This window comes from Streptomyces sp. NPDC020958, from assembly GCF_055562175.1.
In genome coordinates, this window is sequence record NZ_JBVHFU010000003.1 from 14687 (window position 1) to 36497 (window position 21811).

Genomic DNA, 21811 nt, shown 5'->3' on the forward strand with positions numbered 1-21811 from the left:
CCATGATCGGCCAGCCCCTTCGACGTGGGCTGTCGGTGAGACAAAGTAGTCTTGAGCCCATGCCTGAACGCCGTACCGTCGCACTTGTCACTCTCGGCTGCGCCCGTAACGAGGTGGACTCGGAGGAGCTCGCAGGCCGTTTGGAGGCGGACGGCTGGCACCTCGTCGAGGACGCGTCGGACGCCGACGTCGCCGTCGTCAACACCTGTGGCTTCGTCGAGGCCGCCAAGAAGGACTCCGTGGACGCCCTCCTGGAGGCCAATGACCTCAAGGGCCACGGCAGAACCCAGGCCGTCGTGGCGGTGGGCTGCATGGCCGAGCGGTACGGCAAGGAACTCGCCGAGGCGCTGCCCGAGGCCGACGGCGTGCTCGGCTTCGACGACTACGCCGACATCTCCGACCGGCTGCAGACGATCCTCAGCGGTGGCATCCACGCCGCCCACACCCCGCGCGACCGACGCAAGCTGCTGCCCATCAGCCCGGCCGAGCGACAGGACTCGGCCACCTCGGTGGCACTGCCGGGCCACGCGCCGGCCGACCTCCCGGAGGGCCTCGCGCCCGCCTCCGGGCCGCGTGCGCCCCTGCGCCGCCGCCTGGACGGCTCCCCGGTCGCCTCGGTGAAGCTCGCCTCCGGCTGCGACCGGCGCTGCACCTTCTGCGCCATCCCGTCCTTCCGCGGCTCCTTCATCTCGCGCCGCCCGAGCGACGTGCTCAACGAGACCCGCTGGCTGGCCGAGCAGGGCGTCAAGGAGATCATGCTGGTCTCCGAGAACAACACCTCCTACGGCAAGGACCTCGGCGACATCCGCCTCCTGGAGTCCCTGCTGCCCGAGCTGGCCGAGGTCGACGGCATCGAGCGGGTGCGCGTCAGCTACCTCCAGCCCGCCGAGATGCGCCCCGGCCTGATCGACGTGCTGACCTCCACCCCGAAGGTCGCCCCCTACTTCGACCTGTCCTTCCAGCACTCAGCCCCTGGCGTGCTGCGGGCCATGCGGCGCTTCGGCGACACCGACCGCTTCCTGGAGCTGCTCGACACCATCCGCGGCAAGGCCCCGCAGGCCGGTGTCCGCTCCAACTTCATCGTCGGCTTCCCCGGTGAGTCCGAGTCCGACCTGGCCGAGCTGGAGCGCTTCCTGAACGGCGCCAGGCTGGACGCCATCGGGGTCTTCGGCTACTCCGACGAGGAGGGCACCGAGGCGGCCACGTACGAGAACAAGCTCGACGAGGACGTCGTCGCCGAGCGCCTCGCGCACATCTCCCAGCTCGCCGAGGAGCTCGTCTCGCAGCGCTCCGAGGAGCGCGTCGGCGAGACCCTGCACGTCCTCGTGGAGTCCGTGGACGAAGAGGACGGCGTGTACGGCCGGGCGGCCCACCAGGCGCCCGAGACCGACGGACAGGTACTGCTCACGAGCGGCGAGGGACTGCGTCCCGGTCGTATGGTCGAGGCCAAGGTGGTCGGCACGGAAGGTGTCGACCTGGTGGCCGAGCCGCTGCGGGGCTCGACCGCGTGGAGCGAGGAGGACGGCAGATGACCGGAGTCCCGGCGTCCGCCGCGGGCGGCCCCTCCGGCGCGCCCGGCGCCGCGGGCTCCGCCGCCACCTCCGGTCCCACCCCCGCCCAGGGCAGCGTCCAGGACAGCGCGCAGGGCGGCGCGCAGGGCGGCTCGCCGTACGAGGAGAAGCCGCCGCGCGGCGGGAAGATCGCGGCCGCCGCCGTCAACCAGGCCAGCGTGTGGAACGTCGCCAACCTGCTGACCATGCTCCGGCTGGTCCTGGTGCCCGGCTTCGTCGCGCTGATGCTCGCCGACGGCGGATACGACCCGGCATGGCGCTCATTCGCCTGGGCGGCCTTCGCCATCGCCATGATCACCGACCTGTTCGACGGCCATCTGGCCCGTACCTACAACCTGGTCACCGACTTCGGCAAGATCGCCGACCCCATCGCCGACAAGGCGATCATGGGAGCGGCACTGGTCTGCCTGTCCGCGCTGGGCGACCTGCCCTGGTGGGTGACGATCGTGATCCTGGCCCGGGAACTCGGCATCACGCTCATGCGCTTCGTCGTCATCCGCTACGGCGTGATCCCTGCCAGCCGCGGCGGCAAGCTCAAGACCCTCACCCAGGGCGTGGCCGTCGGCATGTACGTGCTGGCACTGACGGGATGGCTGGCGACCCTGAGGTTCTGGGTGATGGCGGTGGCCGTCGTCCTGACGGTCGTCACGGGCCTCGACTATGTGAGACAAGCCATTGTGCTGCGGCGGCAGGGGATCGCCGAGCGGACAACGGCCTCGGAGGAGACGGAAGCGTGAATTCCACGGCCGCCGAACTGGTGCGACTACTGACGGTGAGAGGCCAGAGCCTGGCCGTGGCCGAGTCGCTGACCGGTGGGCTGGTCGCGGCCGAGATCACCACGGTCCCGGGGGCCTCCAAGGTGTTCCGCGGTTCCGTCACCGCCTACGCCACCGAACTGAAGCACGAGTTGCTCGGTGTCGACGCCACCCTGCTGGCCCAGCGGGGAGCGGTGGATCCGCAGGTCGCGGCCCAGATGGCCGCCGGGGTACGCAAGGTGCTCGGCGCCGACTGGGGCCTGGCGACCACCGGCGTCGCCGGACCCGAACCGCAGGACGGCCGCCCCGTGGGCACCGTGTTCGTGGCGGTCGACGGCCCCTTCGCGGCGGGTTCCGGTTCTGCCGGCGGCGGAAAAGTGGCGGCCCTGCGGTTGAACGGCGACCGTGCGGAAATTCGTAGAGAGAGTGTACGGAGCGTACTCGCGCTGCTCCTGAAGGAGCTTGCGAACGAACAGACCGGGAATGAGCGGACACAGGATACGGAACAGAACGGGGGGTTTTGATGTTTGCAGCCCTGAGTGAACACGACATCGCTCCCCGCACGGCCGCGGCGCAAGGCGGTACGGTGGGGCGTGAAGGATGCGGTTACACGGTCCGAGGAGGGAGCCACCGATGATTCTGCTCCGTCGCCTGCTGGGTGACGTGCTGCGTCGGCAGCGCCAGCGCCAGGGCCGTACTCTGCGCGAAGTCTCCTCGTCCGCCCGAGTCTCGCTCGGCTATCTCTCCGAGGTGGAGCGGGGGCAGAAGGAGGCTTCCTCCGAGCTGCTCTCCGCCATCTGCGACGCGCTGGACGTACGGATGTCCGAACTCATGCGGGAAGTGAGCGACGAGCTCGCCCTCGCCGAGCTGGCCCAGTCCGCCCAGGCCACCGAGTCCGTGCCGACGCCGGTTCGCCCGATGCTGGGCACCGTCTCGGTGACCGGTGTGCCACCGGAACGGGTGACCATCAAGGCACCCGCCGAAGCGGTGGACGTGGTCGCGGCGTAACGCCCGCGCCGGTCTTGACCGACGTGGCGCCGACCCGGCGCCGAAGAAGTGCGCGAAGCCCCGGCCCCGCCTCCCCAGGAGCACCTGGGAGGGCGCAGCCGGGGCCTTCGTGCACCCCGGCGCCGAGGTGCGTCCGTTTGCCGGTACCCGGCGCTGCGGTCATCGTGGAGGAACATGACAGGGGGCCGACCACCGGAGAGTACGCATGTACGTCGTGAAGAGCCCGCTGTCCGACGCGGACCTGAAGACCGTGGCCGAGGCGCTGCAGGGCGCCCTCGTCGACCTGGTGGACCTGGCCCTGGTCGCCAAACAGGTCCACTGGAACGTGGTCGGCCCCCGCTTCCGTTCCGTCCACCTCCAGCTCGACGAGGTGGTGGACTCGGCCCGTACGCACTCCGACACGGTCGCGGAACGGGCGTCCGCGCTGGGCGTCTCACCGGACGGGCGTGCGGCCACCGTGGCCGCGGGCAGCGGCGTCTCGGCGGCCCCCGCGGGCTGGGTCAAGGACTCGGACGCGGTGGCGGCCCTGGCGGACGGGCTGGGCGCGGTGATCGCCCGGATGCGGGAGCGGATCACAGCGACCGCGGAGCCGGACCCGGTGTCCCAGGACATCTTCATCGCCGTCACGGCGGACCTGGAGAAGCATCACTGGATGTTCCAGGCGGAGAACGCTTAGCAGAGGCCGACGTCGGCCGACGGCCGTTGCATCGGTGAGCCCTCGGTGCGCCTCCCCGGTGGGCCGGGCGGCGTTCTAGCGTCCGGCTGGAGGTGGCGGCCAAGATGGGGCGGATGATGCGCTGGGGGGTTGCCCTGGGGTTCACGGCGCTGTGGTGGTGGGCCGTGCTGCGGATCGCGTTCACCGACGGCGCCGGGGTGCTGGAGGCGACCGTGGCCGCCGGTGGCTGGGGGCTGAGTCTGCTGCCGGTGAACTGCGTGCCGCGGTCCCGGGCCGCGGGCGCCCTCGGCCCGGGCAGGTGGCGGGCCGCCTGGCAGGGCCGGCGCCCTACCAGGGCATCGCCACCCCTCCGTTCGGGCGCAGGATCTGGCCCGTCATGAACGACGAGGCGTCGCAGGCCAGATAGAGCACGGCGTGCGCGATGTCCGCCGCCTCACCGACCCGGCCCAGCGGCGACATCCGGGCCATCGCCGCCTCCGTGCGCCGCTGCTCCGTACTGTCGTCGCGGTCGGTCATGGGCGTCCGGATCCAGCCCGGGGCGACCGCGTTGACCCGGATGCCGTGCCCGCCGACCTCGTTCGCGAGCGTCTTGGTCAGCTGCACCACGGCCGCCTTGGCGGCGCCGTAGCAGAGCAGGCCGGGGCCGCCGGTGTCGATCGCGCCGGACGCCATGGTGACGATGCTGCCCCCGGTCCGCCGCTCCAGCATCAGCCGCGCCGCCTCCTGGCAGCTGTGCAGGACGCCCTTGAAATTGACGGCCAGCACCCGGTCGAGGTCCTCGTCGCGGGTCTCCAGGACGGAACTGCGGTGCATGATCCCGGCGACCGCCGCCATGATGTCCAGCCGCTCGCAGGACCGTACGGCCCGTGCGAGCCGCGCCCGGTCGGTCACGTCGAGGGTGTGGATGTGGGCGGTGCCACCGGCGTCCTTGATCAGTGCGGCGGTCCCGTGCAGTCCGTCCGTGTCGAGGTCTCCACAGTGCACGGTCGCGCCCGCCTCGGCGAGCAGCACGGCCGAGGCCCGGCCGATACCGCTGGCGGCGCCGGTGACGAATGCGGTGCGTCCGGTGAGGTCGTACGCATTGACTGGCATGAAGGGACGGTACGAGCGTTTCTGACGGGTCGTCAATTGGTGGTGCGTGTTCTGCGGGACGGGGGCGAGCCCGGGGCCGGGGCCGGGCCGGTCTGGCACGCCGGGCACCAGTAGGTGGGGCGGTCGCGGGAGCCGTCGCCCTGGTCGGCCAGGCGGATCGGGGTGCGGCAGCGCAGGCAGGGGCGGGCCGCGCGGCCGTACACGAACAGGTCCTGGTGGCGCAGGCCCGTGGTCCGGCGGACCGGGCGGTTTCGGTTGGCCTCCAGGAGCCGCTGCGCGAGGCGGGGGAGGTGCGCGGCGCGGTCGGCGGAGAGCGCGCCCACCGGCAGCCAGGGGGTGGCGCCGATCAGGAAGCAGAGCTCGCTCTTGTAGACGTTGCCGATGCCGGCGAGGTTGCGCTGGTCGAGCAGGGCCTCGCCGAGCGGGCGGCCGGGGTCGGTGAGCAGGTTGGCGAGGGCGCGCTCGGGGTCCCAGTCCGGGCCCAGCAGGTCGGGGCCGAGGTGGCCCACCGCGGCGTCCTCCTCGCCGGTGCGCAGGAGCTCCAGGACCTGGAGGCGGTAGCCGACGGCCGTGCGGTCGGCGGTGCTCAGGACCACCCGGATCTGGTGGGCGGGGCCACCCTTCCAGGGCTCCCCGGCGCCGAACACCTTCCAGGCGCCTTCCATCCGCAGATGCGTGTGCAGGGTCAGGCCGCCCTCGAAACGGGTCAGCAGGTGCTTGCCACGGGGCACGGTGCCGAGGACGGTACGCCCGCCGAGGTCGACCGTGGCGTATCTGGGCACCCGGAAGTCGCTGCGGGCCAGCACCTTGCCGGCGAGCGCGTCGTGCAGGCGCCGTGCGGCCTGCCAGACCGTGTCACCCTCGGGCATGGGTCAAGAGTGGCACGCGGGTGCCGGGCCGGGTCGCAAAGGGCACGAGGGGCGCACGGTGAGCACGGCGGACGTGCATGGCGTTCACGCCCGTAGCCGAAGGCCGCGCGGGGTGGCGATGAAACCCGCCCCCTCCAGCAGGGTGCCCAGCGGCGAGGTCAGGGCCGCGGCGCCGTTGACCCGCTCCACCGTCACCGTGCCGAGGCTGCCCGCGCGGGCGGCCGCAGCGAGCGCCTCCGCCGCCGTCCGCAGGCGCGGGTCGTCGGGTGCGGCCGTGTCCGGGGCGGAGGGCCAGGCCAGCAGCGTCTTGCCGCCGCGCTCCATGTACAGCGTCAGCTCGCCCTCGACCAGGACGACCAGCGAGCCTGCCTTGCGGCCCGGCTTGTGCCCGGCGCCGGTGGGTGGCTCGGGCCACGGGAGCGCGGCGCCGTAGGCGTTGGCGGGGTCGGCCGCGGCGAGGACCGCGGCTCTGGGGTCGGGCCCCGCCGGGGTGCGGGTGTGGTGGTTGCCGTAGGTGTGGGGGGTGGCCGGGCTGCCGCCCCGGGGGCCGCCGTAGCCGGGGGCGGCGAAGGGGTCGGCGAAGGGGTCGGCGGGGGATTCGGCGAAGGGGCCGCCGGGGGCGAAGTCCTTGGGGGAGAGGTAGTCGCCGGGGGTGGTGGGCGGCTCGGGGGGCCAGGTGAAGTCGTCGCCGACAACCGCGGGGCCGGTTCCGTCGAAGGGGCCGAGGGGGGTGACGGGGGTCCCGGCGCCGAAGGCGGCCGAAGGGATGCGGCCGCCGTTTTTGAAGCCGGTGTCGGCACCCGGACCGGTGCCGTTCCGCAGGCCGGTGCCGGGCGTACCCTCGCCGCGTTCACGGGCGTTGGACACGGCGCGCAGCCGGTCGACCGCGCCGTCCATCGCGAACTGGGCCGCGCCCAGCCCCTCGACCACGTAGCCCCGGCGGGCCTGCCCGCTCTCCTCGAACGCCGACAGGATCCGGTACACCGCCGAGAAGCCGCCCTCGACACCTTCCGCCGCCACCGCGCCCCGGGTCACCACACCGTGCCGGTCCAGCAGGGTGCGGGCCAGGGCGTGGGCGCGCACGGTGGTGTCCGGCTCGGGCTCGGGCAGCAGGGACCAGCGGCCGGCGACGGTCGGCGGGCCGGTACGGGAGGCCGTGCGGGCGGCGGCCGTCAGGGAGCCGTAGCGGCCGCGCGGGACGGTGCGTTTGGCACGGTGGGCCGTGGACCCGGCGGTGCGGCCGGAGCCCAGCAGGGAGCGCAGCGGGGCCAGGGTGTCGTTGGTGAGCCGCCCCGACCACGCCAGGTCCCAGAGCACGTCGGCCAGTTGAGGATCGGTGGCGTCGGGATGGGTGGTGGCACGGACCTGGTCGGCGATCTGACGGAAGAACAGGCCGTAGCCGCCGGACAGGGCGTCCAGCACGGACTGGTGCAGGGCCGTCAGCTCCAGGGGGTGGGGTGGCGGAAGGAGCAGGGGCGCCGCGTCCGCCAGGTACAGGGAGACCCAGCCGTCCTTGCCGGGCAGGGCGCCGGCGCCGGCCCACACGATCTCGCCGGCCGCGGTCAGTTCGTCCAGCATGGACGGCGTGTAGTTGACCACGCGGGACGGCAGGACCAGCTTCTCCAGTGCCGACGCCGGGACGGACGCGCCCTGCAACTGCTCGACCGCGCGGACCAGTCCGTCGACGCCCCGCAGCCCGTGCCCCTTGCCGATGTGCTGCCACTGCGGCAGGAACTGGGCGAGCGCGGCCGGTGCCACCGGCTCCAACTCGTGCCGCAGCGCGGCCAGGGAACGGCGGCGCAGCCTGCGCAGCACGGCCGCGTCGCACCACTCCTGACCGATGCCCGCCGGATGGAACTCGCCCTGCACCACCCGGCCGCCCGCGGCGAGCCGCTGCAGCGCGCCTTCGGTGACCGCCACCCCGAGCCCGAAGCGGTCGGCAGCGGTCGCCGACGTGAACGGGCCGTGGGTGCGCGCGTACCGGGCGAGGAGGTCGCCGAGCGGATCCTTCACCGGCTCGGTGAACGCCTCGGGGACGCCGACCGGCAGGGCCGTGCCGAGGGCGTCGCGCAGCCGCCCCGCGTCCTCGATCGCCGCCCAGTGGTCGGTGCCGCCGATCCGCACCTTGATGGCCCGACGGGCGTCGGAGAGGTCCCGGGCCCACTGCGGTTCGGCGCCCCGCTCCGCCAACTCGGCCTCCGTCAGCGGTCCCAGCAGCCGCAGTACGTCGGCGACTCCCTCCAGGTCCTTGATCCGGCGGTCCTCGCTGAGCCACTGGAGTTCGCTCTCCAGTTCCGTGAGGACCTCGGCGTCGAGCAGTTCGCGCAGCTCCGCCTGGCCCAGCAGCTCGGCCAGCAGCCGCGAGTCCAGGGAGAGGGCGGCCGCGCGGCGCTCGGCGAGCGGCGAGTCGCCCTCGTACAGGAACTGGGCGACGTACCCGAACAGCAGGGAGCGGGCGAAGGGGGAGGGCTCGGGGGTGGTGACCTCGACCAGGCGGACCTTGCGGGACTCCAGGTCGCCCATCAGCTCGACCAGTCCGGGCACGTCGAAGACGTCCTGGAGGCACTCGCGGACCGCCTCCAGGACGATCGGGAACGAACCGAACTCGCCGGCCACCTGGAGGAGCTGGGCGGCACGCTGGCGCTGCTGCCACAGCGGGGTGCGCCTGCCGGGGTTGCGGCGCGGGAGCAGCAGCGCGCGGGCGGCGCACTCGCGGAAGCGGGAGGCGAACAGGGCGGAGCCGCCGACCTGGTCGGTGACGATCTGGTCGACCTCGCCCTTGTCGAAGGCGACGTCCGCCGCGCCGACCGGGGCCTGCTCGGCGTCGTACTCGCTGCCGGCCCGCACCGGCGCCTGGTCCAGCAGGTCCAGGCCCATGAGGTCGGCGTCGGGCAGCCGCAGCACGATCCCGTCGTCCGCGTGCATGACCTGCGCGTCCATGCCGTACCGCTCGGACAGGCGGGCGCCGAGGGCAAGCGCCCAGGGTGCGTGCACCTGGGCTCCGAAGGGGGAGTGGACGACCACGCGCCAGTCGCCCAGTTCGTCGCGGAAGCGCTCCACGACAATCGTGCGGTCGTCGGGGACATGGCCGCAGGCCTCGCGCTGTTCGTCCAGGTACGACAGCACGTTGTCCGCCGCCCAGGCGTCGAGGCCCGCCGCCAGCAGGCGCAGCCGGGCGTCCTCCTTGGAGAGCGAACCCACCTCGCGCAGGAACGCGCCGACCGCGCGGCCCAGTTCGAGCGGGCGGCCCAGCTGGTCGCCCTTCCAGAAGGGCAGCCGGCCGGGGACGCCGGGCGCGGGGGAGACCAGGACCCGGTCGCGGGTGATGTCCTCGATCCGCCAGGAACTGGTGCCGAGGGTGAAGACGTCGCCGACCCGGGACTCGTAGACCATCTCCTCGTCCAGCTCGCCGACCCGGCCGCCGCCCTTCTTGGGGTCGGCGCCGGCGAGGAACACACCGAAGAGACCGCGGTCGGGGATGGTGCCGCCGGAGGTGACGGCGAGCCGCTGGGCGCCCGGGCGGCCGGTGACCGTACCGGTGACCCGGTCCCAGACCACCCGCGGGCGCAGCTCCGCGAACGCGTCCGACGGATAGCGGCCCGCGAGCATGTCCAGGACCGCCGTGAACGCCGACTCCGGCAGGGAGGCGAAGGGGGCCGCGCGGCGGACCGTGGTCAGCAGATCGTCCACCTGCCAGGTGTCCAGGGCGGTCATCGCGACCAGCTGCTGGGCCAGCACGTCGAGCGGGTTGGCGGGGACCCGCAGGGACTCGATGGAGCCGGTGCGCATCCGCTCGGTGACCACGGCCGCCTGTACCAGGTCGCCGCGGTACTTGGGGAAGACCACCCCGGTGGAGACCGCGCCGACCTGGTGTCCCGCGCGGCCGACGCGCTGCAGTCCGGAGGCGACCGACGGCGGGGACTCGACCTGGACGACGAGGTCCACCGCGCCCATGTCGATGCCCAGCTCGAGGCTGGAGGTGGCCACCACCGCGGGCAGCCGGCCGGCCTTGAGGTCCTCCTCGACCAGCGCGCGCTGCTCCTTGGAGACCGAACCGTGGTGCGCGCGGGCGATGACCGGCGGGGCGCCCTGGGCCGCGCCCGAGCCGCCCATCAGCTCCGCCGGGGAATGGTGTTCGTCCAGGGGCTCGCCGGTCACCCGCTCGTAGGCGATCTCGTTGAGCCGGTTGCACAGGCGCTCCGCCAGCCGGCGGGAGTTGGCGAACACGATCGTGGAGCGGTGGGCCTGCACCAGGTCGGCGATCCGCTCCTCCACGTGCGGCCAGATCGACGGCTTCTCCGCTCCTTCGGCGCCGTCTCGGGCCGGGGAGCCGCCCAGCTCGCCCATGTCCTGGACCGGCACGACCACGGAGAGGTCGAACTCCTTGCCGGACTCGGGCTGGACGATCTCCACCTTGCGGCGCGGCGACAGATAGCGGGCCACCTCGTCGACCGGACGGACGGTCGCGGACAGACCGATGCGGCGGGCGGGCCTCGGCAGCAGTTCGTCCAGCCGCTCCAGGGAGAGCGCGAGATGAGCCCCGCGCTTGGTGCCGGCGACCGCGTGCACCTCGTCCAGGATCACCGTCTCGATGCCCGTCAGCGCGTCGCGCGTGGCCGACGTCAGCATCAGGAACAGGGACTCCGGAGTGGTGATCAGGATGTCCGGCGGTCGGGTGGACAGGGCGCGGCGCTCGGCGGCCGGGGTGTCGCCGGAGCGGATGCCGACCTTCACCTCCGGCTCGGGCAGGCCGAGGCGGACGGACTCCTGGCGGATCCCGGTCAGCGGACTGCGCAGGTTCCGCTCGACGTCGACGGCGAGGGCTTTCAGCGGCGACACGTACAGCACCCGGCAGCGCTTCTTCGGGTCGGCCGGCGGCGGGGTGGAGGCCAGCTGGTCCAGGGCGGCGAGGAAGGCGGCCAGCGTCTTGCCCGAGCCGGTCGGGGCGACCACCAGCACGTCCGAGCCCGCGCCGATGGCCTGCCACGCGCCCGCCTGGGCCGCGGTGGGCGCGGAAAACGCCCCCGTGAACCAGCCGCGGGTCGCGGGGGAGAAGCCGTCGAGGGCTCGGTGAGCGGATTTCGCCATGGGTCCATCCTGCACCCGACCACCGACAATCGAGCTGACCTGCGCAAACGCGAGTGACAGGGGCCGGTGCCGCCCGGCGGCAGGGGGAGGCTGGGTGCGGGTGCGGGTGCGGGTGCGGGTGCGGGTGCGGGTGCGGGTGCGGCACGGTCGGGCTGGTCGTGGGCGGGGTGGTGCGGCTGACAATGGTCATATGAGCGGATCGGGCGAGCGGGCGCGGCACTGGCGGTACGAGGCACTGCCCGACGTCGACCTGCTGTGCGCCCGGTACATCCGGAAGACCTTCGTCCGGCACACCCACGAGCACTTCGTGATCGCCGGGATCGCAGCCGGGGTCGAGGTCTTCCGGCACCGGGGCACGGACGTGACCGTCGGAACCGGGGCGCTCGCGCTCGTCAACCCCGACACCGCGCACACCGGCCGGGCCGGAGTGCCCGAGGGCTGGCGGTACGGAGCGGTCTACCCAGCGCCCGAGCTGGTGGCCGCGATCGCCGCCGAGACCACCGCGATCCGGGGCACCCCCGGGTTCGTCAGTCCGACGCTCGACGATCCGTACGCCGTCGCCCTGGTGCACCGGGTGCTGCGCGCCGCCGACGAGGGCAACGCGCTCGCCGCCGACACCCTACTGCGCGTCGCCGTGACCAGGCTGCTGCGGCTCAACGGCGGCCCGCTGCCACAGCGGCCGGTCCGCACCGCCGGCGCCCGGCTCGCCGCACGCGCGCGTGCCGTGCTGGAGGACCGGATGGCCGAGCCGCCGACCCTGGAAAGCCTCGCCACCGGCCTCGGCAGCAGCCCCTTCGCCCTGCTGCGGGCGTTCCGCGACGCGTACGGCATGCCACCGCACACCTGGCTGACCGACGCCCGGGTGCGCCGGGCCAGGCACCTGCTCGACGCCGGCACGGCCCCCGCCGACGCGGCCGTCGCCGTCGGCTTCACCGACCAGCCGCACCTCAACCGCCACTTCGCCCGGATCGTCGGCGTCCCGCCCGGTGCCTACCAACGCGAGCGCAAGAACGTACAAGACACGCGGTGAGAGCCCCCGTAACGTCCCGGGCGTGGCACAGCAGACAGCACTCGCGGACACGCACGGCAACGCAGGCGCGCCGAAGCCGGACTCCGCCGTCGTCCGGGACGCCCTCGGCGTCGGCGTCGCCGTAGGACTGTCCGGGTTCGCCTTCGGGGTGACCTCGGCAGGCAGCGGGCTCGGCCTGCTCCAGACCTGCGCGCTCAGCCTCCTGGTGTTCACCGGCGCCTCCCAGTTCGCCCTGGTCGGCGCGCTCGCGGCGGGCGGCAACCCGCTCACCGCGGCGGCCGGCGCCTTCTTCCTGGGGGCGCGCAACGCGTTCTACGGGCTGCGGCTCTCCCAGATGCTCGCCCTCCCGCGCGCAGTGCGGCCGTTCGCCGCCCAGTGGGTGATCGACGAGACCACCGCGGTGACCCTCGCCCAGCCCACGCGGCGCGCCGCCCGGATCGGCTTCACGGTCACCGGGCTGACCCTGTACGTGCTGTGGAACCTCACCACCCTGCTCGGCGCGCTCGGCGCCAAGGCCGTGGGGAACACCGACGCCTGGGGCCTGGACGCGGCCGGACCCGCCGTCTTCCTGGCGCTGCTCGCCCCCATGCTGAAGTCCACGACCGACCGCGCGGTGGCCGCCCTCGCGGCGCTGCTCGGGCTCGGCCTGCTGCCGGTGCTGCCCGCCGGCGTCCCGGTCCTGGTGGCCGCGCTGGCGGCGCCGGCGGCCCTGTTCGTCTCCGGCCGGCGGACCGGCCGTACCCACGACGACTCCCCCGAGGAGACCCGGTGAACTTCTGGACCGCGATCGCCGCGACCGCCGTCGGCTGCTACGCCGTCAAGCTCGCCGGACTGCTGGTACCCACAGGCGCCCTGGAGCGGCCGATGGTGCGGCGGCTGGCCGCCCTGCTGCCGGTGGCCCTGCTCGCCGCCCTCACCGCCCAGCAGACCTTCGCTCACGGGCACACGCTGGTGCTGGACGCCCGGGCCGCCGGGGTCGGGGCGGCGGCCGTGGCGCTGTTGCTGCGCGCGCCCTTCCTGGTCGTCGTGGGCGTCGCCGTGGTGGTGACGGCGGGGCTGCGCGCCGTGACCGGCTGAGAGACCGGTCACCCCACGAAGCGGCCGTACGCCCTGAGGGTGCGCAACGCCTCGATCGTCACCAGGGGGCGGGCCTCCAGAGCGGCGGCCGGTGCCCACCGCCGCCACCGGATCGGCCAGCCGCCGTCCTCGGACTGCTCGGCGGCGAGGAACTCCAGCGACCGCTCCATCTCCACGTCGGTGAACCACGCGCGCGCGAGGGAGTCCGGGGACCTGGCGAAGTCGTGCGGGAAGTGGTGCTCGCCCGGTGCGTAGCCGGGCGCGACCGGGTACGCGTCGCGGCGGCCCGGGTCCAGCGCGGCCAGCCGGTGCTCGCGCACCAGGCGACCCAGCCGGTCGGCGGCCGCCTCCGCGCGCGGGCGGTCGGGTACCGCGTCCAGGAAGGCGACCGCGGCCTCCACCTCGTAGGGGTGCGTCTTGTCCAGGGACTCCACCGCCTCCCAGCAGAAGTCCGTGGCCCGGAACAGCCACGCGTGCCACACCTCGTTGCGGTGCAGCAGGCCCACCACCGGTCCGGTGGCGAGGAGCTCACTGGGCGGGTCGTCGACGACCGGGACGAAGGGAGCCGTCGGATAGCCGCGCTGGCTCGGATGGATCGCCGGCAGTGCCCCGTCCGCGGTGGAGACGGACGTGAGATAGCGGCACACGCGCTCCACCCGCTGGCCGCCGCACCGCCCGATCGCGTCCAGGACGCGCAGCGCGTGCGCCGTGTGCAGCGGCTGGCTCACCGGACCGCGCAGATCGGGCTCCAGGGCGTGGCCGTAGCCGCCGTCCTCGTTGCGGTAGGCGTCCAGCGCCGTCTCCACCGGATCGGGACCGCCGTTCAGGAAGTGGTACGAGAACAGACGCTGCTCCAGCACGCGCGCGGTGAGCCACATGAACTGTTCGGCGCGGAAGAGGGGGGAGCGCACCGGGGGCGTAGGGGGGAGTGGGGAAGCTCCGGTTTCGGACATGCGAAAGACCGTAGGGCGGAAAGCGGTATCGGCAAGCGGTCCCGGGCAGGGCCCACTCTCAGGGGCGGGATACTGGTGTCATGCGGTTGACGGTCTTCTGGCAGCGGATGGCGGAACACTTCGGTTCGTCCGGGTACGCCGACACCTTCGCGCGCGATCATGTGATGACGGAACTCGGCGGACTGACCGTGCACCAGGCGCTGGACTCCGGCTGGGAGGCCAAGGACGTGTGGCGCGTGGTCTGCGCGGTCATGAACGTTCCGGGGGAGAAGCGCTGACCGTGCACGGAGATCGGGCACGGGCCACGCGTTGTCGGTGGCGTCGGCGAGACTTGCACCGTGGCACCCACTGACGACGACGGGCGTACCGCCCGGCACGCATCCCCGGCAGGCACGACGCCGCCCGCCGCCTCCCCGGCACCCGGCGCCGCGCCGCTGGGCGCCCGCATGCCGCGCTGGCTGCCACGCGCCATGGTGCTGGCGCTCGCCCTCATCGCCGCGTTCCAGCTGGGCAGCTGGGCCTTCCACCAGCTCACCGGCCTGCTGATCAACATCCTCATAGCGTTCTTCCTGGCGCTCGCCATCGAGCCCGCGGTGAGCTGGATGTCCCTGCGCGGTATGCGCCGCGGCTTCGCCACCTTCCTGGTCTTCCTCGGCCTGGCGATCGCCGTCGCGGGGTTCGTCACCCTGCTCGGCTCGATGCTGGCCGGCCAGATCATCAAGATGGTCGAGGGTTTCCCGGACTACCTGGACTCGGTCATCAACTGGGTCAACGAGACCTTCCACACCCACGTGAGACGGGTCGACGTCCAGGAGGGCCTGCTGCACTCCGACTGGCTGCGCAAGTACGCGCAGAACAGCGCGGCCGGTGTGCTCGACGTGTCCGGGCAGGTGCTCGGCGGCCTGTTCCAGCTGCTGACGATCGGGCTGTTCGCCTTCTACTTCGCCGCCGACGGCCCCCGGCTGCGCCGCACCCTGTGCTCCGTGCTGCCGCCCGCCCGGCAGGCCGAGGTGCTGCGCGCCTGGGAGATCGCCGTCGACAAGACCGGCGGCTACCTGTACTCGCGCGGTGTGATGGCGCTGATCTCGGGCATCGCCCACTACATCCTGCTGGAGGCGCTCGGCGTGCCCTACGCGCCCGTGCTGGGCGTCTGGGTGGGTCTGGTCTCGCAGTTCATCCCCACCATCGGCACCTATCTCGCGGGCGCGCTGCCGATGCTGATCGCGTTCACCGTCAACCCGCTGTACGCGGTGTGGGTGCTGGTGTTCGTCGTGGTCTACCAGCAGTTCGAGAACTACATGCTGCAACCCAAGCTGACCTCCAAGTCCGTCGACATCCACCCCGCGGTCGCCTTCGGGTCGGTGATCGCGGGCACCGCGCTCCTCGGTGCCGTCGGAGCCCTGATCGCGATCCCGGCGGTTGCCACGCTCCAGGCCTTCCTGGGCGCCTATGTGAAGCGGTACGACGTCACCGACGACCCTCGCGTGCACGGCCACCGCCGCCGCGGCACGGGCGGACCGGGGATGCTCACGCGCGCGCGTCGGCTGACAGGGCAGCGACCGGCCGAGGAGCCCGAGGAGAGCCCGTCCTGACCGCCCCCGCGGTCGGCGGCACCGCGCGCCCGGCGCAGGCCGCGGCGGTCAGGAGACCGTGACGGCCGGCGGGGGCCAGCGCCTGCTGCGGGGGACGCCGCCCGGGACGCCGTGCCGGTGTGTTCCGGTGCCCCGAACAGCCCGAGAAGGTCGTCGCGGAGCTGGAACGCCTCACCCAGCGGCAGCCCGTACGCGGACAACCCCTCGCGCAGCCGCTCACCGGCTCCGGCCAGGGCACCACCGATCAACAGAGGCTGCTCGACGGTGTACTTGGCGGTCTTGTAACGGATCACCTTCAGCGAGGCGGCGGTGTCCGGACCGGCCCCGGTGCGCAGGATCTCCAGGCACTCGCCCGCGATCAGGTCCCGGGCCAGCATCGACCGCAGAGGGCGGGCCCGGGCGAGGTAGGCGGCGGGCAGTCCGCAGGTCGCGAAGAGCTGGCCGGCCAGCGACATCAGCAGATCGCCCACGAGCATCGCCAGCGACCGTGCGGTGTCGCCGGCGTGCGGACGGTCCGTCACGGCGGTGCGCAGGGCGATGTGCGGGGTGGGGCGGCCGTGGCGCAGCGGGCTGTCGTCGATGAGGTCGTCGTGCACGACGACCGCGGCGTGCACCAGCTCCATGGAGGCCGCCCCCCCGGACCAGCGCGTCGCTGGTCCGGCTGGCCGACCGCGCGCCAGCCCCAGTAGCAGAACGCCGCCCGCAGCCGTTTGCCGTCCGTGACCGCCGCCTCCAGCTGCTCGGCCACCGGGGCCAGGAGCGGGTCGATCGCCGCGAACAGATCGGCTTACTGGGCGGCGAAGCGGCGCAGTACGTCGTCGACGCGGCTCTTGAAGGCGCCCGGATCCCAGCGGTCAGTCATCGTGGCGGCCCGCCGGGCGAGGACCTCCAGATGGGCCGGGGGGACGGCCGTGTACCGGTCCAGGACCAATCGGCCCCGTGCGGCGAGGTCGTGCTCGGCCTCCGCGGCCAGCGCCCCGGCGTCCGAGCGCCGCAGCAGCCCCCGCACCATCCCCCACGCGGTCCCCAGGGTGCTCACCGCCAGGTCCGCCAGCCCCGCGGCCAGCAGTACGGCGTGTTCGTCCAGGCCACGTCGTCCCGTCTCACGTGTCATGCGCTCTCCCGGTCATGGCACACAGGGCGGCGCCGTCCACCAGCCGCCTCTTCGAGCATCGCGGCACGACGGGCGCGGTCATGCGGTAACTCACGAGTGGGTGACCCCCTCGCCAGGCAGTGCGGGCCGCGGGCGGGACAGGGCCTCGGAAGCCGTCCGTGCGGGGCGGGTGAGTGCCGTGCGGGGAAGTGCGGGAGTGCCGTGTGGTGCGCTTGACACGAAAATCGAACATCCATTCTTATAGAAGCTCCGGCTCGGCTCACTACGGGGAATCCAGTGTCAGTTCGGCATGTTTTCGATGGATATGTCCCCGAGTTATCCACAGGCCGGACCGGCGTCGGGGCGCATTGTCAGTGGCAGGCGTTAGCGTCTTTGACGTGAAGCGATCGACTCAAGCAAACCGGGTGGAACCCATGGCAGGAACCGACCGCGAGAAGGCGCTCGACGCCGCGCTCGCACAGATTGAACGGCAGTTCGGCAAGGGCGCCGTCATGCGCATGGGCGAGCGGGCCAAGGAGCCCATCGAGGTCATCTCGACCGGCTCGACCGCGCTCGACGTCGCCCTCGGTGTCGGTGGCCTGCCGCGGGGCCGCGTCGTGGAGATCTACGGCCCGGAGTCCTCCGGAAAGACGACCCTGACCCTGCACGCCGTGGCCAACGCCCAGAAGGCCGGCGGCCAGGTCGCGTTCGTGGACGCGGAGCACGCCCTCGACCCCGAGTACGCCAAGAAGCTCGGCGTCGACATCGACAACCTGATCCTCTCCCAGCCGGACAACGGCGAGCAGGCCCTGGAGATCGTGGACATGCTGGTCCGCTCCGGCGCCCTCGACCTCATCGTCATCGACTCCGTCGCCGCGCTCGTGCCGCGCGCGGAGATCGAGGGCGAGATGGGCGACAGCCACGTCGGTCTGCAGGCCCGTCTGATGAGCCAGGCGCTGCGGAAGATCACCAGTGCGCTCAACCAGTCCAAGACCACCGCGATCTTCATCAACCAGCTCCGCGAGAAGATCGGCGTGATGTTCGGCTCCCCGGAGACCACGACCGGTGGCCGCGCGCTGAAGTTCTACGCCTCGGTGCGTATCGACATCCGCCGCATCGAGACCCTCAAGGACGGCACCGAGGCGGTCGGCAACCGCACCCGTGTGAAGGTCGTCAAGAACAAGGTCGCGCCGCCCTTCAAGCAGGCCGAGTTCGACATCCTGTACGGCCAGGGCATCAGCCGCGAGGGCGGCCTGATCGACATGGGCGTGGAGCACGGGTTCGTCCGCAAGGCCGGCGCCTGGTACACGTACGAGGGCGACCAGCTCGGCCAGGGCAAGGAGAACGCCCGCAACTTCCTCAAGGACAATCCCGACCTGGCCAACGAGATCGAGAAGAAGATCAAGGAGAAACTGGGCGTCGGGGTCCGCCCGGAGGAGCCCGCCGCCGAGCCGGGCGCCGACGCGGCGGTCACCACCGCGGCCGCGGACGACACGGCGAAGACGGTGCCCGCCCCGGCCGCCGCCAAGGTCACCAAGCCCAAGGCCACCACCGCCAAGAGCTGACGCCGTGACACGACGAACCGACTGGGCCGACCACGAGTACACGTCCCCCGGTGCCCTACGGGGGAGGGGCACCGGGGGCCACCCGGGCTCCACCGGGGACGGCGAACAGGCCCACGGCACAGGCGGGTACGGGGGCGAAGGGGCATCCGACGGTCCGGACGGGCACCGCGGTCACGGGACACCCGGCCGTGGCTCGCGGAAGCCCGGGACGCGCCGTCGGCGCGGCTTCGGGGAGCCGTCCGGTGAGGACGGGGGCTCCTCCTCCTCGTCGAGGGCCGAGCAGGGGGAGCCTCCAGCGGACCCGGCCGAGCGGGCGCGGGCGATCTGCCTGCGCCTGCTCACCGGGACCCCGCGCACCCGCAAACAGCTCGCGGACGCCCTGCGCAAGCGGGAGATCCCGGACGACGTCGCCGAGGAGGTGCTGTCGCGGTTCGAGGAGGTGGGGCTGATCAACGACAGCGCGTTCGCCGACGCCTGGGTGGAGTCCCGGCACCACGGCCGGGGGCTGGCCCGGCGCGCCCTCGCCAGGGAACTGCACACCAAAGGCGTCGACTCCGCGCTCATCGACGACGCCGTCGGCCGACTCGACTCCGAGCAGGAGGAGGAGACGGCCCGCGAACTCGTCGCCCGCAAACTCCGCGCCACCCGGGGACTCGACCGCGACCGGCGCATCCGCCGCCTCGCCGGCATGCTCGCCCGCAAGGGGTACTCCGAGGGCATGGCCCTCAGAGTCGTCCGGCAGGCCCTGGAGGAGGAGGGCGAGGACACCGACTTCCTGGCGGGCGACGACTTCTGACGGGCGGCCGGATCCGGGGCGGTGCGTGCCGACGGGGTGGGGATAACCCCCGGCGAAGACGCCGGACCACCGCAGTGCCCCGCGACCACCGGGTGAACGACGGTGTACGCCATGATGCTGCGCTACGCACTCAAGACCGTCCGCGCCCGCAAGGCCGCCTTCCTCGGAGCCTTTCTCGCTCTGCTGTGCGCGGCCGCACTGATCTCGGCCTGCGGCACCCTCCTCGACACCGGACTGCGCGGCACGATCCGCACCGAGCGTTACGCGGCGGCGCCCGTCGTGGTCTCCGCCGACCAGTACGTCCACCGCACCACTGTCAAGCACAAGCACGGCAGGACCAAGGTCAAGCACAAGGCGAAACCCATCGCCGAACGCGCCTGGCTGCCGGCGGACCTCGCCGCCCGCATCGCCCGCACGCCCGGTGTCGCGCGAGTCGTGCCCGAACTGACCTTCCTCGCACAGCCCTCGACCCCGGCCGGCACGGGCGGCCGTACCGCCTACGGCCACGCCTGGGAGTCCGCCCCGCTCACCCCCTACCGGCTGGTCACCGGTACCGCGCCGCGGGCCGCCACCGACCTGGTCGTCGACCGCGACCTCGCCGCCCGTGCCGGGCTGCGGCCCGGCGACCTGCTCACCGTGCAGTCGACGCAGAGCCCGCGCGCCTACCGGATCACCGGAGTCGCCGCCCCGGCCACGGACGTGCGCCACCAGACGTCCCTCTTCTTCTCCGCTGCCGAGGCCCGCAGGCTGGCCGGGCACCCCGGGCAGGTCACCGCGTTCGGTGTGCTGCCCGCGCAGGGCACCGACCCGGGCCGGCTGGAGCAGGCCGTGAAGCGGGCGCTGGCCGGTACCACCGCCCAGGTCTCCACCGGGGACGCGCGCGGCCCCGTGGAGTTCCTCGACGCTGCCGCCGCCAGGGTCCGGCTGGTCAGCATGGGCGCCGCCATGGGCGGTACCTCGCTGCTCGTGGCGATCCTGGTGGTCGTCGGCACCTTCGCGCTCACCGTCCAGCAACGCCACCGCGAACTCGCCCTGCTGCGCGCCATCGCCGCCACCCCCGGGCAGATCCGCCGGCTGCTGGGCCGGGAGGCGCTGGTCGTCGGCGCCCTGGCCGGCACCCTGGGCGCGCTCCTCGGCCTGCCCCTCGGCGCCTGGCTGCAGAGCAGGTTCGTCGCCATGGGCGCCGTACCCGCCACGCTTCAGCACACCACCGGTGTCTTCCCGCCGTTCGCCGCCCTCGCCGCGACCCTGGCCGGTGCCTGGGGGGCCGCCCGGATCGCCTCCCGGCGGATCAGCCGGATCCGGCCGACCGAGGCGCTGGCCGAGTCCAGGATCGAGCCCGCCCGGCCCGCCCCGGGACGGATCGCCGCCGGTCTGCTGCTGCTCGCCGGTGGAGCCGCCCTCGTCGTCCTGCTCACCTCCCTGCGCACCGAGCCCGCGTCGACTCCCGTCACCTTCCTCGCCGTCGTTGTGCTCGCCACCTCCGTCGCACTGCTCGGCCCGCTGCTGGTCAGGGCGGCCGCGCTGCTGTTCGCCGGCCCCCTGCGCCTCACCGGTCACGGCGGCCGGCTCGCCACCGCCAACCTGCGCGGCAACGCCGCCCGGATGGCCTCCGTCGTCACCCCCCTCACCCTGCTCGTCGGCATGACCTGCACCGTGCTGTTCGTCCAGTCGACCCTCGCCGACGCCGCCCGCGCCCAGAGCCGCGCCGGAGTCACCGCCGACTGGGTCGTCGCCGCCCGGGGACCGGGCGTACCGGCCGAGGCGGCACGGCGGTTGCGCGCCCACCACGACGCCGTCACCGAAGTGGTCCGCACGACGGTCCGCATCGGACTCGACAAGTACCCGGCCCAGGGCGTCACCCCGGAAGGACTCACCCGCACCTGGGACCCCGAGGTCACCGCCGGCTCCCTCGGCCGGCTGACCGACCGCACCGTCGCGGTCAGCGAACTGGCCGCCGGACAGCACCACCTCAGGCCCGGCAGCACCCTGCGGGTCACCCTCGGCGACGGCACGCCCGCCACGCTCACCGTCGCCGCCGTCTACAGCCGGGGTCTCGGCTTCGGCGACCTCACTTTCGCCCACGACCTCGTCGTACACCACGTGGACAACCCGCTCGCCTCCTCCGTCCTGGTCAGCACCGCCCGTACACAAGCACAACTCGTGACTACGCTCCGTAAGTTCCCGGGGCTCGACGTTCTTTCGCCGGCCGCGGCGGACTCCCTCCAGGCCGACCGGCAGCGGGACAACGCCGAGGTCAACTACCTCGCCATGGGGCTGGTGCTGGCCTTCACCGCCATCGCCGTGGTCAACACGCTCGCGATGTCGGTCACCGACCGCGTCCGCGAGTTCGCGCTGCTCAGGCTGGCCGGCGCGACCCGTCGCCAGGTGCTGCGGATGCTGCGCAGGGAGGTGCTTGCGGTGCTGACACTGGCCACGGCGCTCGGCAGCGGCATCGCGGTCGCCGTACTGACCGCGTTCAGCGTCGGCATGACGGGACGGGCCGCGCCGACGGTCACGCCGTTGCTGTACGTGACCGTCGTCGCGACCGCCGCGCTGCTCGCCCTGGTGGCCGCGGCCCTGCCCGGGCGGGTGGCGCTACGGGTGCCGGCGGTGACCGTGGCGACGGCGAAGGACTAGGGCGAC

Annotated in this window: 18 protein-coding genes and 1 pseudogene; 13 read left to right on the forward strand and 6 right to left on the reverse strand. The window is 73.2% G+C overall.

Annotated elements, in window-relative coordinates; all coding sequences use genetic code 11:
- Positions 1-59: 59 nt before the first annotated feature.
- The 5 genes from rimO (at position 60) to ACZ3KP_RS10395 (ending at position 4010) form a co-directional block, all read left to right on the forward strand.
- The gene (rimO, locus tag ACZ3KP_RS10375) at positions 60-1532 is read left to right on the forward strand and encodes a 30S ribosomal protein S12 methylthiotransferase RimO (RefSeq protein ID WP_467498114.1); all 1473 of its coding nucleotides are present in this window, start codon (positions 60-62) and stop codon (positions 1530-1532) included.
- Complete coding sequence (gene pgsA / locus ACZ3KP_RS10380) at positions 1529-2308, forward strand: CDP-diacylglycerol--glycerol-3-phosphate 3-phosphatidyltransferase (RefSeq protein WP_467498116.1); 780 nt, start codon at positions 1529-1531, stop codon at positions 2306-2308. The genes rimO and pgsA overlap by 4 nt, the downstream gene beginning before the upstream one ends.
- Positions 2305-2850: a CinA family protein gene (locus ACZ3KP_RS10385; RefSeq protein WP_467498118.1), complete on the forward strand. Its 546-nt coding sequence runs from the start codon at positions 2305-2307 to the stop codon at positions 2848-2850. The genes pgsA and ACZ3KP_RS10385 overlap by 4 nt, the downstream gene beginning before the upstream one ends.
- A 109-nt stretch (positions 2851-2959) precedes the next feature.
- Positions 2960-3334, forward strand: coding sequence for a helix-turn-helix domain-containing protein (locus ACZ3KP_RS10390; protein ID WP_132894382.1), 375 nt, complete (start codon positions 2960-2962; stop codon positions 3332-3334).
- Positions 3335-3539: 205 nt separating this feature from the next.
- Positions 3540-4010: a Dps family protein gene (locus tag ACZ3KP_RS10395; protein ID WP_467498120.1), complete on the forward strand. Its 471-nt coding sequence runs from the start codon at positions 3540-3542 to the stop codon at positions 4008-4010.
- A 327-nt stretch (positions 4011-4337) separates the two neighbouring features.
- Here the strand turns inward: ACZ3KP_RS10395 and ACZ3KP_RS10400 are convergent, their stop codons facing one another.
- The 3 genes from ACZ3KP_RS10400 to ACZ3KP_RS10410 all read right to left on the reverse strand — a co-directional run bounded on the left by ACZ3KP_RS10400 (position 4338) and on the right by ACZ3KP_RS10410 (position 11059).
- The gene (locus ACZ3KP_RS10400) at positions 4338-5102 is read right to left on the reverse strand and encodes an SDR family NAD(P)-dependent oxidoreductase (RefSeq protein WP_467498122.1); all 765 of its coding nucleotides are present in this window, start codon (positions 5100-5102) and stop codon (positions 4338-4340) included.
- A 32-nt stretch (positions 5103-5134) separates the two neighbouring features.
- Positions 5135-5971 carry an Fpg/Nei family DNA glycosylase gene (locus ACZ3KP_RS10405; protein ID WP_467498124.1) on the reverse strand — a complete coding sequence of 279 codons (837 nt, stop codon included), beginning with the start codon at positions 5969-5971 and terminating at the stop codon, positions 5135-5137.
- 84 nt (positions 5972-6055) lie between these two features.
- On the reverse strand, positions 6056-11059 hold the full coding sequence (locus ACZ3KP_RS10410; protein WP_467498126.1) for an ATP-dependent helicase: 5004 nt from the start codon (positions 11057-11059) through the stop codon (positions 6056-6058).
- A 190-nt stretch (positions 11060-11249) separates the two neighbouring features.
- On the opposite strand from ACZ3KP_RS10410, the gene ACZ3KP_RS10415 reads away from it, so the two are divergent.
- From ACZ3KP_RS10415 to ACZ3KP_RS10425, 3 genes are read left to right on the forward strand one after another with little or no spacing between them, the layout of a single operon-like run.
- Positions 11250-12089, forward strand: coding sequence for a helix-turn-helix transcriptional regulator (locus tag ACZ3KP_RS10415; protein ID WP_467498128.1), 840 nt, complete (start codon positions 11250-11252; stop codon positions 12087-12089).
- Between the two features lie 22 nt (positions 12090-12111).
- A complete protein-coding gene (locus tag ACZ3KP_RS10420) occupies positions 12112-12861 on the forward strand; it encodes an AzlC family ABC transporter permease (protein WP_467498130.1) in 750 nt (249 codons plus the stop codon).
- Positions 12858-13166, forward strand: coding sequence for an AzlD domain-containing protein (locus ACZ3KP_RS10425; protein ID WP_467498132.1), 309 nt, complete (start codon positions 12858-12860; stop codon positions 13164-13166). Before ACZ3KP_RS10420 ends, ACZ3KP_RS10425 begins: the two co-directional genes overlap by 4 nt.
- An 8-nt stretch (positions 13167-13174) precedes the next feature.
- Here ACZ3KP_RS10425 and ACZ3KP_RS10430 read toward each other — a convergent pair whose 3' ends face one another.
- The gene (locus tag ACZ3KP_RS10430) at positions 13175-14119 is read right to left on the reverse strand and encodes a hypothetical protein (RefSeq protein WP_467498134.1); all 945 of its coding nucleotides are present in this window, start codon (positions 14117-14119) and stop codon (positions 13175-13177) included.
- 80 nt (positions 14120-14199) lie between these two features.
- Here ACZ3KP_RS10430 and ACZ3KP_RS10435 point away from each other — a divergent pair, with 80 nt between their 5' ends.
- Both ACZ3KP_RS10435 and ACZ3KP_RS10440 read left to right on the forward strand, forming a co-directional pair.
- On the forward strand, positions 14200-14397 hold the full coding sequence (locus tag ACZ3KP_RS10435) for a DUF3046 domain-containing protein (RefSeq protein WP_358979444.1): 198 nt from the start codon (positions 14200-14202) through the stop codon (positions 14395-14397).
- A gap of 60 nt (positions 14398-14457) precedes the next feature.
- On the forward strand, positions 14458-15711 hold the full coding sequence (locus ACZ3KP_RS10440; RefSeq protein WP_467498136.1) for an AI-2E family transporter: 1254 nt from the start codon (positions 14458-14460) through the stop codon (positions 15709-15711).
- Here the strand turns inward: ACZ3KP_RS10440 and ACZ3KP_RS10445 are convergent.
- Both ACZ3KP_RS10445 and ACZ3KP_RS10450 read right to left on the reverse strand, forming a co-directional pair.
- Positions 15699-16492 (reverse strand): annotated as a pseudogene (locus ACZ3KP_RS10445) (polyprenyl synthetase family protein); the annotation flags it as partial. The gene ACZ3KP_RS10440 and the pseudogene ACZ3KP_RS10445 sit on opposite strands and share 13 nt — an antisense overlap.
- A gap of 6 nt (positions 16493-16498) precedes the next feature.
- Positions 16499-16825: a polyprenyl synthetase gene (locus tag ACZ3KP_RS10450; protein WP_467498138.1), complete on the reverse strand. Its 327-nt coding sequence runs from the start codon at positions 16823-16825 to the stop codon at positions 16499-16501.
- Between the two features lie 413 nt (positions 16826-17238).
- Between ACZ3KP_RS10450 and recA the strand changes: the two genes are divergently transcribed.
- From recA to ACZ3KP_RS10465, 3 genes are all read left to right on the forward strand, one after another.
- Positions 17239-18369 carry a recombinase RecA gene (recA, locus tag ACZ3KP_RS10455; RefSeq protein WP_132894354.1) on the forward strand — a complete coding sequence of 377 codons (1131 nt, stop codon included), beginning with the start codon at positions 17239-17241 and terminating at the stop codon, positions 18367-18369.
- 4 nt (positions 18370-18373) lie between these two features.
- Positions 18374-19165 (forward strand): recombination regulator RecX, encoded by a 792-nt coding sequence (gene recX, locus ACZ3KP_RS10460; protein ID WP_467498141.1) that lies wholly within the window; start codon positions 18374-18376, stop codon positions 19163-19165.
- A 111-nt stretch (positions 19166-19276) separates the two neighbouring features.
- Positions 19277-21805, forward strand: coding sequence for an FtsX-like permease family protein (locus ACZ3KP_RS10465; RefSeq protein WP_467498143.1), 2529 nt, complete (start codon positions 19277-19279; stop codon positions 21803-21805).
- Positions 21806-21811 lie beyond the last annotated feature (6 nt).